The organism is Bradyrhizobium sp. P2_E8 (genome assembly GCF_056403875.1).
In genome coordinates this window covers 1-11,102 of record NZ_JBFUES010000138.1, presented here as the reverse complement: position 1 = coordinate 11,102, position 11,102 = coordinate 1, and the positions used below count along the sequence as shown (strand labels likewise).

At 62.0% G+C, this 11,102-nt stretch carries 12 protein-coding genes; 8 read left to right on the top strand and 4 right to left on the bottom strand.

Features of this window, described 5'->3' with window-relative positions:
* Positions 1-310 precede the first annotated feature (310 nt).
* Positions 311-817, bottom strand: a complete 507-nt coding sequence (locus AC1D00_RS10510; RefSeq protein WP_477010624.1) for a hypothetical protein — start codon at positions 815-817, stop codon at positions 311-313.
* 285 nt (positions 818-1,102) lie between these two features.
* Between AC1D00_RS10510 and AC1D00_RS10505 the strand changes: the two genes are divergently transcribed.
* The 5 genes from AC1D00_RS10505 to AC1D00_RS10485 all read left to right on the top strand — a co-directional run bounded on the left by AC1D00_RS10505 (position 1,103) and on the right by AC1D00_RS10485 (position 4,229).
* Positions 1,103-1,339: a hypothetical protein gene (locus AC1D00_RS10505; RefSeq protein WP_477010623.1), complete on the top strand. Its 237-nt coding sequence runs from the start codon at positions 1,103-1,105 to the stop codon at positions 1,337-1,339.
* A gap of 171 nt (positions 1,340-1,510) precedes the next feature.
* Positions 1,511-1,717 (top strand): hypothetical protein, encoded by a 207-nt coding sequence (locus AC1D00_RS10500; protein ID WP_477010622.1) that lies wholly within the window; start codon positions 1,511-1,513, stop codon positions 1,715-1,717.
* A gap of 796 nt (positions 1,718-2,513) precedes the next feature.
* On the top strand, positions 2,514-2,876 hold the full coding sequence (locus AC1D00_RS10495) for a hypothetical protein (RefSeq protein WP_477010621.1): 363 nt from the start codon (positions 2,514-2,516) through the stop codon (positions 2,874-2,876).
* Positions 2,877-3,003: 127 nt separating this feature from the next.
* On the top strand, positions 3,004-3,258 hold the full coding sequence (locus AC1D00_RS10490; RefSeq protein WP_477010620.1) for a hypothetical protein: 255 nt from the start codon (positions 3,004-3,006) through the stop codon (positions 3,256-3,258).
* Positions 3,255-4,229 carry a toxin-antitoxin system HicB family antitoxin gene (locus tag AC1D00_RS10485; RefSeq protein ID WP_477010619.1) on the top strand — a complete coding sequence of 325 codons (975 nt, stop codon included), beginning with the start codon at positions 3,255-3,257 and terminating at the stop codon, positions 4,227-4,229. Before AC1D00_RS10490 ends, AC1D00_RS10485 begins: the two co-directional genes overlap by 4 nt.
* A 61-nt stretch (positions 4,230-4,290) precedes the next feature.
* Here AC1D00_RS10485 and AC1D00_RS10480 read toward each other — a convergent pair whose 3' ends face one another.
* Positions 4,291-5,679 carry a tyrosine-type recombinase/integrase gene (locus tag AC1D00_RS10480; RefSeq protein WP_477010618.1) on the bottom strand — a complete coding sequence of 463 codons (1,389 nt, stop codon included), beginning with the start codon at positions 5,677-5,679 and terminating at the stop codon, positions 4,291-4,293.
* A gap of 834 nt (positions 5,680-6,513) precedes the next feature.
* Positions 6,514-6,906, bottom strand: coding sequence for a Co2+/Mg2+ efflux protein ApaG (apaG, locus tag AC1D00_RS10475; protein WP_195804872.1), 393 nt, complete (start codon positions 6,904-6,906; stop codon positions 6,514-6,516).
* A gap of 197 nt (positions 6,907-7,103) precedes the next feature.
* Here apaG and AC1D00_RS10470 point away from each other — a divergent pair, with 197 nt between their 5' ends.
* The 3 genes from AC1D00_RS10470 to AC1D00_RS10460 are packed head-to-tail and all read left to right on the top strand — an operon-like array spanning position 7,104 to position 10,129.
* A complete protein-coding gene (locus tag AC1D00_RS10470; RefSeq protein WP_477010617.1) occupies positions 7,104-8,351 on the top strand; it encodes an OpgC domain-containing protein in 1,248 nt (415 codons plus the stop codon).
* Positions 8,351-9,130, top strand: a complete 780-nt coding sequence (locus AC1D00_RS10465) for an SGNH/GDSL hydrolase family protein (RefSeq protein WP_477010616.1) — start codon at positions 8,351-8,353, stop codon at positions 9,128-9,130. The genes AC1D00_RS10470 and AC1D00_RS10465 overlap by 1 nt, the downstream gene beginning before the upstream one ends.
* Positions 9,131-9,142: 12 nt before the next feature.
* A complete protein-coding gene (locus tag AC1D00_RS10460) occupies positions 9,143-10,129 on the top strand; it encodes an SGNH/GDSL hydrolase family protein (RefSeq protein WP_477010615.1) in 987 nt (328 codons plus the stop codon).
* A 147-nt stretch (positions 10,130-10,276) separates the two neighbouring features.
* Here the strand turns inward: AC1D00_RS10460 and AC1D00_RS10455 are convergent.
* The coding region (locus AC1D00_RS10455) for an aminotransferase class I/II-fold pyridoxal phosphate-dependent enzyme (RefSeq protein WP_477010614.1) at positions 10,277-11,102 on the bottom strand (826 nt) is incomplete at its 5' end.

Genomic DNA, 11,102 nt, shown 5'->3' with positions numbered 1-11,102 from the left:
GTCCATTGTTTTGGCTTTTGTGTTTTCATAGTGCGGCGCTTACCTGCCGCCCCTGCCTATCAGTCAGCCTGGTTGCCGACACTTGGGAAATTTACGGGTGGTCTTGCTCGCCCAGGGGGCTAGCGGTGCGGCGGCTGTGGCGCTTCGCGAGATGGCGTGCGCGGCGTCCTGATACATTCCGCGAGTCTCTATTAGGGACCGGATCGGCGCACGGTTTAGTTGGCATCGCGGGCGTAGTCGGTCCGCTATCAAGGTAGATGGGGACCTGCCGTATGCGAAACGGACCGCCGTTTATGATCCATGTCAGACATCATTGCCCAATAGACATGCCCAAGCTCCGGCCATAGGCTTTCTGCTGATACTTCGGTGTGGATGAGCCGAGCCGTCCCGCGATCTTTTCTATGGCGTAACGGAAGGCACGACAATGGCTGAACTTATCAAGGTTGGCGCAATGCAATTGCGGTTTTTGCGCACCAAAGATGATACCAGCGGGGCGCTTGATATGTTTGAGGTGGTGATCCCGCCCAACTCCCGCATGCCGGTCCCCCACCATCACCGTGACTGGGAAGAAACAATCTATGGTCTTGAGGGTGTCATCACCTGGACGGTCGCCGGCAAGCGCATCGAGATCAAGCCCGGAGACGATCTCTTCATCCCGCGCGGTGTTGTCCACGGGTTCGTCAACGAGACGCAGGCGATTGCGAAAATGCTTTGCGTTCTCACGCCAGGCGTTCTCGGGCCGGAATTCTTCCGAGAAAATGGCCACAGCCATCGGCGGCCCTGCGCCTCCTGATCCTGCCCAGATGGGCGAGATCATGAAACGTCACGGCCTGATACCTGCGCCATCTTAATTAAGTAGGCCGGCTGCATTCGCGCTCTGCTCGCGAACCGCGTGTTATTTGTGAATGTCGCTTGTTGGCCCATCTGCGACCTCGGAGTCTCGTCTTCGGCCGATGTCGGCGGCAAACCGGACATCAGGCGGCCAGCCGCTTAATGAGTACGTGCCCTAATCCACACCCACGACCGGCAGTAGCTCGTCGCTGATCGATGCCCCTACCAATCGACAATTTGCAGCCCGCCGCGAGCCGCGTTTTGATGGGGCATGCGAGCCCAAAAGATCACCTTCAGCGAGATGCGCGCCTCCGGCGTTCGAGGCGTCATGGTCTGGTGCCATTGCGGCCATCACGTCGCGGTCAGCGCCGACACCTGGCCAGACCATTTCCGGCTGAGCGACATCGAGGCGCGCATGGTCTGCTCCGCCTGCGGGACGCGAGGCGCTGACGTTGGGCCGAATTTCAATGGGGCCGGCCTGGCGGTCGCCGTCATGGGATGTCGATAGCAAGACGGCCCCGGCCGTGGGGGGCTTTTGGGGATTGTGGCCGGGGCCGCTGGAGGTGCTCGGACCTTGGGGAAGGCTCAAGCATCCCGAGCCTAGGAAAAATCGGCAATCAGCACTGTTCGCTTCCGCACATTGGCTATAGAGTTCCATCGGCCGGAACGAGTAGCTGCAATGAAAGACATGCAGGCTCAGTTGGAAAAGCTCCGCAAAGATGCGGCCGAGTGCGCGCTGATCCGAGATCTGGCGACCGATCCAAAGAAGCGTGAACTATTCACCCGCCTGGCAGATCATCTGAGCGTGCTCGCCGGCGAGGTCGAGCGTGTGGTTGCGGAGGATGAGCGCACTACCGGCAGGTGCGGAACGCGAGGCCCTTCTTAGGAAAGCGCGGTTAGCTAATACTGGCGCGCACATCAGCGATTGGCTGGCCTCTCCCGGCCTACAGTCTCCGAAGTAAGCCATCGTGCGGAGGTTTTCGTTTTGTGCTTACCTTGAGCTATCTCAAGGTATTTAATCCGCCCGTGAACACGTTGCGAACGCGAACGTATCGCCTGCGGAACACAAAAAGTAAGGCCGCCTCAGTGGGGCGGCCTCTTCGTATATGCAGCGGTTCTCCGCCGCCAGGACTTTCCCATGAAAGGAACTTCTGGATCAGTAGCGCCGATAGTGTGGATGGGCATAAGGCCGACGAACGACGACTACGCCACGGCGATACGCAGGACGATAGACCGGGCGAGTTCGAACGCATCCGTGCCGACCACACACCAAGGCTACTGTCTCAACGTTAGCGAGTTTTGATTGTCCCACTGGAGCAACCGGCATTGCCGAGGCAGTTGCAATTGAGAATGCGGTCCCACCGAGAACCGTCAGTGCGGCAAGTGCAAGTTTGAATTTCATCGGTCTTTCTCCAGCGAAGCTCATCTCCGCTAACGACCCCTAGACGTTCCTTCCTGAACCTCGGATGACCAAGCGGCATCCCACCCTCAAGGAGCGACTGCTGGGGCCGCCATTCCAATGCCGGACGGTAATCGGCGGTAGGGCGTCCGGATCAGGCAATAGTCCCAAGGGAACCGAAGGTTCCAGCGCGGACTTCGGCTGCGCGGCATCCTTTGCCGCACAGGGGCATCGCAACGATCAATTGGCAGCGTGATTGCTTCTCCTGAGTAGGAGTTGCGTCATGCGTCATGCGCCGTCGATCGTGCCGCTGGATCGTCTCGACCGAGAGATTTACCTGGTTTTGGAAGACTTCGGCGCCCGCGCCGGCTGCTCCTGGCGCGAGACCGAACGAGCAGGACACCGACGTCGAGACCATCACCGCGACCTGCTGTCTGGCCAGTACGCCTATCCGGTCAGGATCGTCGCTTTCAACGCCATTGAGGGCTGGTCGAGGGATGCCACCAGCGAGGTCGCCGACGAGCTTGCCGAGCGAACCGGCGACCATGGCGTCGAGATCACGCCGGCCTTGCAGGCGTTCATCGAGGAAAACGCGACCCGCCCGTTCGGTATCCAATTGGCGTTGCCCCTGCGTGGAGCCGCTTGAGCATGGTGCGCCTGACCCCAGCCGAGCAGATTGAGCAGAGCTACGACCTCGCCATGGCCCGCACCGGGGGGTTGAAGACCATCGCCAACTAGTGTAACTGAACTTCAGTTACAGCAACGGATGGGGCATGTCGCAAACGGACAAGCTGAAGCACTCATTTGGGGATTGCCGGGGCACGTTCCGATATTCCGATTTTGAGCGGGAGATCATAGCCATGGGTTTCGATCAGCTCAGAGCTGGAAAAACGGGAGGGAGCAGGCGGAAGTTCATGCATCGAACCACGAAGGCGATGATATGGCTTGATGAGCCGCACGACGGCGAAATGCGGCCATCGATGGTCCGCCGCCTGCAAAAACAACTGGAAGACATGGGTCTGCTATGAGCACAGTCCGCTATCGCGACTATCAAGGGGCGGTTGAGTTCGAGGATGGCAAGCTCATCATCCGCATCCTTCACATCGATGATCTGATCACGACGGAGGTCGAAAGCGCTGCCGATGTGGAGGGCGCGTTCGCCGAGCTGGTTRACGACTATCTCGCGACCTGCGCTGAAGTCGSCAAAGAACCTGCGCGTCCGTTCAAGGGGCTCTTCAATGTTCGCGTCCCACCCGAGCTGCATCGGCAGGCTGCATTCGCGGCAGCGCGAGAGGAATTGACCCTTAATTCCTATGTGACCGCTGCGTTGGAAGAAAAACTGAGCCCGGCAGTGCCGGTCGTCCAGGCAGATGTCGAGCGCCCGGTCTCTCCTTTTGAGGGGTTTCTGCGCCTTGCACTCGTGACATGCCCGATCCGGCTGCATCCCGCGACGGAGGATGAGCATCATCTAGAACCCGATGGTGATGCTACCATCGAGATCGAAAGTTTCGTGAAGTCGAACGAGATTGAACGCGAATACTGCGCTGCCTCGTACTATCTCGTTCCGCAAGGTGCAGTCGGTCACGATGCGTACGCGGTGATCCGCGAAGTAATGGCAGCGACCAAGTTCACCGCGATAGCCTCTCTCGGCGAACACACTCTCGCGCTTGAACCTCGCGGGGTCGGCCTGGTTGCGACCTTACTTCGCAACACAGATCAGGTCCGTGATCCAAGTGAGCTGTTCCAGTCAATTGCCGATGTGAAGATCACGAAGGACATGCTCGATCTTGCGACGCATATCGTGATGGCAAGAACAGCAGCGTTCGATCCCGCCAAACTGAAGGCCGCACCGAAAAAGCGCAGGAAGATTGTTGAGAAGCAATCCAAATTGTCATTGCCGCGCGGCGACAATGTCATCGACTTGATGGAGGCTTTGCGCCGAAGCAATCGGCAATCGACACCGGACCGGGAGAGTGGGGCGCCGCGCCGCAAGGCGTGAGCATTCCCCGCTACCTTCAGCCGATCCGGAAAAATATGGGGTGGTCCTCTAGCGGAATTCCTCAAGCCGCCTTCCGCAGCCCCGCATCCGCCGTCCCGATGATCCGCCGCAGCTCGGCCGCGACGCCATCGAGCACCGCGCGCTTTTCCTTCATCCGCTTGGAATGGTTATAAACTTTGCCGGTGACGGTCGGCACGATCTGCTCGGCCTTCGTGCTTGCCACATGATCGAGACACTTCGCGATCCACGCGTCGTCGAAGCCGAGATCGCCGGCCAGGGTCGCCGCCGTCCGGCGCAGGTCATGGGGCGTGAACGGCTTGAGGCCGAGCAGCTCGCAGAGCCCAACGGTTTTGGTCTTGTCCTTGTTCGTCTCGTGCTTGGTACCACGCAGCGCGTCGGCCATCGCCTTGCGGTGGATCGGCTGGCCCTTGTACATGGGGCTCTCGAAAACGAACTGCTGATCATCAGAGGCGAGCGCTTCCTTGATGATCTCAACCGCCAGATCAGACAGCGGCTGCTGGATCACCCGCCGCTTCTTGACTCGCTTGAGGGGGACGTCGAAGCGCGGATGTTTGCCGTCGAGGTCAAACAGCTCATCCCGATGCGCACCGAGCAGTTCGCGTGAGCGCAGCATGGTGACCAACTCGAACTTGAGGGCGAGGCGCGTGCGGCGGTCATAGGGCAGATCATTGCGGTCGAGACCGTGCCAGAAGATCCTTATCTCGTCTTCGGACAATACCCGTGTGCGCGGATGTTCAGCGTCCAGCTTCGGCAGGTTGACGCATGGGCTGGCGGTAACGTAGTCGCGCCCAGCCTCCGCCGCCCAGTTGAACAGGCCCGAAGCTGCCTTGCGCATGTGGCGCGCATTACTGACCGACGGAATGCCGAACTTGCCCTCGACGATGTCGTTCGAGAGCGTGGCTATGTCGTGCTTAGTGACCTCCAAGGCCAGTTTCTTGCCGAGGCGAGGCCGGATGAAGCGGTCGAGGTGGCTTGCCGTGTTCTCCCAGCTCTCCAGCCGGGGCCGCATCTCGCCGTCTGGCTTCTTGACCAGCGTCTTCATCCACTTGATGCGCTCGTCGATGATCTCGGCGACGGTCTTGCCCCGCTTGGCCTTCGCGGTCTTCTGGTCGCGGAAGGTTTCGGAGAGGGCGTCGCCGCCCATGGCCTTGAGGCCATAGACCTTGCTGCGGGCGTCCTCGACAGTGAAGGTCTCCGGATTGTAGAGGCCGAGCCAGCCGGTGCGCTGCTTGCCGGTCTGCCGGTCGGTGAACTTGAAGGAGAAGGTCGCGACACCCGCCGTGGTGATGCTGACGTAGAGACCAGGGCACTTGCGGTCGTAGAACTTGGTCCGCTCGGCGACCCGCTTCTCGCACAGGCGGTCGGTCAGGATGATGCTGCTGTTGCGGCCGCGCTTGCCGACGGGGGAGGGGGCGATGCTACTATCCATCTGGTTTCGGCTCCTAAGGCTTGGGACCAAAGGGCYCGGCTTTGAAGCCTTCAGTTTGTCGTGCGGACGCTGAAAGGCTTAGGGCCGGGCCCTTTATTTGGTGAAGCCCGCTGAAACAGCCCGCATCAGGGTAGTCGAAAAGCACTTGTTTAAAAGTCTTTTGTTAGTTTCGGCGTGTTTCACCGAATGCCAAAATATAGACGTGTGGTCCTGGCCGTCGTTGCTACGGTCAAGCTCTTGCGAATGCGGCAGTCGCGTCAACCGGCGYGGTGTCGGTGAATTCCGCTGGGGTGAGGGAGGCCAGAAGGAACTCGGCTCCCGGGAGAGCACGGCATAAGCCGTCCAACCACTGCGCAGGGAAGGCCGAGTGATTGGCACCACCTGTATGCTGCTGTGCGGTTCTTTTGCGCTACCTTTCGCGCAGCAGACCGCGGGTGCGAGGTCAGCACCCGGCCTTCCCTGCGCCCTCTTGGCTTGGAGGGTGGAGCGACGAAGCAAAGCTCGGGCGAATTGCGCCGCGAGGACGGGACGGCGTGTCTGCAACGTTGAGATGCGTGTTGGAGAATGACGCCGATGCACCTTGCTCCGTCATTGCGAGCGCAGCGAAGCAATCCAGACTGCCACCGCGGAAAGATTCTGGATTGCTTCGCTGCGCTCGCAATGACGGGATTGGGGAAGCTGCGCGCCAGGAACTCGGACATCGTAGGGTGGGCAAAGCGACTTGTCCGCCGTAGCTCGAAGAGCGAGGGCGGAAGCGTGCCCACCATCTTTAAGCGTGACCATCGAAACGGTGGGCACGGCGCTTTACGCCTTTGCCCACCCTACGGCACGCCCCTAATTCAACACCCGCTTGTTGTCCGGGCTATCGAGCGAAAACGTCGGCACGTCGATCTCGAAGCGTTCGCCGCTTTCGCTGACCATCTGGTAGCGGCCGGTCATGAAGCCGGAGGCGGTCGAGAGCGGCACGCCGGAGGTATATTCGAAGCGCTCGCCGGGGGCCAGGGTCGGCTGCTCGCCGACCACGCCCTCGCCCTTCACCTCCTGCTGGCGGCCGGTGGCGTCGGTGATGATCCAGTGCCGGGTCTTGAGCTGCACGGTCTCGTCGCCGGAATTGGTAATGACGATGGTGTAGGACCAGAAATAGCGGGAGCGGTCGGCCGACGACTGTTCCGGAACAAAGTTCGGCTCGACGGTCACTTCGATCTGGCGGGTCACGGCGCGGTACATGGCTGCCATCATAACGAAAACCCGGCCGGGAACCAAACGCCGCGGGCGGCTTTCGCGACATCGTCCCGCCAGAATTCGCGGAGAAAGACACCCCCAAAGAAAGACACCCTTATGTGATCCGGCCGCTTTGCGAGACGACGGCCGGACCGGTACAATCCTTATAACGTCGCGATTTGAGTGAGGGTTTTCAGGCCCCGATGACCATTGCGGACCAAGTGACGGGATCGACGATCGCGGGAGCCAAGCCTGTGGACGCAAAGCCGCGTGCGGCCGCGCCGGCCATCTCGCTGCCCGCCATCGGCGAGCGCGAGCTCAGGCTCGACCTGTTCCGCGGCCTCGCGCTGTGGCTGATCTTCATCGACCATCTGCCGACGAGTCTGCTGACCTGGTTCACGATCCGCAATTACGGCTTCAGCGACGCCACCGAGATCTTCATCTTCATCTCCGGCTACACCGCCGCCTTCGTCTACGGCCGCGCGATGCTGGAGAGCGGCGTCGTCATCGCCACCGCGCGCATCCTGCGCCGGGTCTGGCAGATCTATGTCGCCCACGTCTTCCTGTTCACGATCTTTCTCGCCGAGATCTCCTACGTCGCGACCAGCTTCGAGAACCCGCTCTACACCGAAGAGATGGGCATCATGGACTTCCTCAAGCAGCCCGACGTCACCATCGTGCAGGCGCTGCTRCTGCGCTTCCGTCCGGTCAACATGGACGTGCTGCCGCTCTACATCGTGCTGATGCTGGCGCTGCCCGTGATCCTGTGGTCGATGAAGTGGAAGCCCGACGTCACGCTCGGCCTCTCGGTCGTGCTCTACGTGGTCACCTGGCAATACGACCTCTACTTCTCCGCCTATCCGAACGGCTTCTGGGCGTTCAATCCGCTGGCCTGGCAATTGCTTTTCGTCTTCGGTGCATGGTGTGCGCTCGGAGGTGCGCGGCGCATGTCGCGTATTCTGGCTTCACCGGTGACGATGTGGATCGCGATCGCCTATATTGCGGCGGCGTTCTACGTGACGCTGACCTGGTACCTGCCGCAGCTCTCGCATCTGATGCCGAAGCGGCTCGAACAGTGGATGTATCCGATCGACAAGACCGATCTCGACGTGCTGCGCTTCACGCATTTCCTGGCGCTGGCCGCGCTCACCGTGCGCTTCCTGCCGCGCGACTGGCCGGGCCTGAAATCGCCCTGGCTGCGGCCGCTGATCCTGTGCGGCCAGCATTCGCTGGAGATCTTCTGCCTCGGCGTCTTCCTGGCCTTCGCCGGTCATTTCATCCTGGCCGAGGTCTCCGGCGGCGCGGTCATGCATGCGGTGATTAGTCTCTCCGGAATCCTGATCATGTGGGGCGTCGCCTGGGTGATTTCGTGGTACAAGCGCGTAGCTGACAAGAGCGGTGCGAAAACCAAAAACGCCGTCGGCAACGCCGATATGGCGGGAGGGGGCTGATGAAGGCGAAGGTTCTCCTGAGCCTGATCCTGCTATGCGGTGGCCTCGCCGCGCCGTCGGCGCGCGCGGAGGATGCTGCGCAGCCCGCTCCGGCCGCGCCCGCAGCCTGCGAATTGCCCTCCTATCTGCTCAGCAGCGAAGCCCAGCTTCCCAAGGTCGCCGACGCCATCAAGGCCGGCAAACCGCTCGAAATCCTGGTCATCGGCAGCCGCTCGACCACGATTCCGGCCTCCGAGGACGCTTCCTATCCGGCGCGCATGCAGGCCATTTTGAAGGACAAGCTGCCGCCGTCGGAAGCGGTGCACGTCTCCGTAGAAATACAGAGCAAGAAGACGGCAGAGGAGGCGGCCGCCAGCTTCGTTAAGCTGATGGAAGCAAAAAGGCCTACTTTGGTCATCTGGCAGACCGGGACCGTGGATGCTATCCGAGCAATCGATCCCGACGATTTTCGCGGCGCGGTGACCGAAGGGGTTTCCGCATTGCAAAAGGCAGGGGCTGACGTCGTGTTGATGAACTTGCAGTACAGCCCGCGGACCGAAACCATGATCTCGGTGCCGCCCTATCTCGACAACATGCGGGTGGTGGCACAGGAGCACGACATCCCGCTGTTCGATCGTTTCGCGATCATGCGGCAGTGGAACGATCAGGGTCAGTTCGACCTGTTCAGCCCGTCCCGCGGGCCTGAGCTGGCGAAACAGGTCCATGATTGCCTTGGCCGGGCGTTGGCACAATTCGTGATTGATGCTGCCCATCTGGGGCCGGCCCAGCAGCAAAATTGAGGTCTAGCGTTAATGAGTTCTCTCCGCCCTTTTGGCCTGACGGCATGGCTGGTTGCGCCCGCGGCGGCGGCGCTGTTGGTGCTGACGCCTGCTTCGCAATCGCGCGCGCAGGCTCAAGCCGCGCAGGCGACGCCCGCGCAGACCGCTAGTCCCGCCCCCGCATCGCCCTCCCAGACCACCGTCGCCGCGACGTCCCCCGAACAGCGCGGCATCACCGCGCGCGCCATCGACAAGGTGAAGCAGGTCGCGAAATCCGCCGGCGACGTCTTCAACCGCGTTCCCTGCCTGCCGCCGAAGGGCGGCTCGAAGACGATGGGCTCGCTGCCGCATGTCGCGAACAAGCTCGTCGCCGGCAAGCCTGTCGTGATCGTCGCGTTCGGCTCGTCGTCGACCGCCGGCTATGGTGCGAGCTCGCCCGATTTCAACTATCCGAACCGTCTCGCCGCGCAGCTGCGCCGGCAATATCCGACCGCCRACATCACCGTCATCAATGCCGGCGTCGGCGGCGAGGACGCGCCCGAGATGATGAAGCGCCTCCAGAAGGAGGTGATCGACGTGCATCCGGATATGGTGATCTGGCAGGTCGGCACCAACGCCGTGCTGCGCAATCTCGATCCCGGCGACACCGCCAAGATGGTCGAGGACGGCATCTCGCGCATCCAGGCCGCCGGCGGCGCCGATATCGTGCTGGTCGATCCGCAATATTCGCCGGCCGTCAACCAGCGCAAGGAGAGCGCCGGCAAGATGGTGAAGCTGCTCGGCAAGGTCGCCGAGCTCCGTCACGTCGGCATCTTCCCGCGCTTCGAGGTGATGCGCGACTGGCACGAGAACCAATCGATCCCGGTCGAGAGCTTCGTCATCGCCGACGGCCTGCACATGAACGATTGGGGCTACGCCTGCTTCGCCCAGCTCCTCGGCGACGACATCATCCGCTCCGTCGGCCAGATCAAGCTCGGCGTCAACGTGCCCGGGGATGTGCGGGCGTACCGGCCGATGTAGGCTCGGCGTCGTAGGGTGGGTTAGGCGAAGCCGTAACCCACCATGCATCAACGATTGCGGAACGAAGTTGGTGGGTTACGCCGAGCAGATGCGCTTCGCGCATCTGCAGGGCTAACCCACCCTACGAGTGCGAGTGCTTGGCTCGCCTCACGCCTTCTCCAGCGCCGCCGTCAGATCCTCGATCAGATCGTCCGCATGCTCGAGCCCCGCGGAGAAGCGGATGAAGCCCTCGCTGATGCCGAGCGCGGCGCGGTCTTCCGGCTTCAGGCGCTGATGYGTCGTGGTTGCCGGATGCGTGACGAGGCTCTTGGCGTCGCCGAGATTGTTCGAAATCTTCGCGAGCTTGAGCTCGTTGAGCACGCGGAACGCGGCTGYCTTGCCGCCCTTGACCTCGAAGCCGACCAGCGTCGAGCCGCCGCGCATCTGCTTCTTCACCAGCGCCGCCTGCGGATGATCGGCGCGGCCGGGATAGATCAGCCGCGAGATCTTGGGATGGCTCGCCAGCACCTCGGCGACGCGGGTCGCGGTGTCGGTCTGCGCGCGCACGCGCACGGCCAGCGTCTCCAGGCCCTTGAGCAGAACCCAGGCGTTGAACGGCGAGATCGACGGCCCGGTCTGGCGCATGAAATTGTGGAGGTGCTCGGCGATGAAGGCTTCCGAGGACAGGATGATGCCGCCGAGGCAGCGGCCCTGGCCGTCGATGTGCTTGGTCGCGGAATAGACCACGACGTCGGCCCCGAGCGCGAGCGGGCTCTGCCAGATCGGGGTCGCGAACACGTTGTCGACGACGAGCCGCGCGCCGCCCTTGTGCGCGATCTCGGCGATGCCGGGGATGTCGAGCACGTCGAGCGTCGGATTGGTCGGGCTCTCCAGGAAGAACGTCTTGGTGTTCGGTCGCAAGGCCCGCTGCCACTGGTCGAGATCGAGGCCGTCGACCAGCGTGGTCTCGATGCCGTAGCGCGGCAACAGGTCC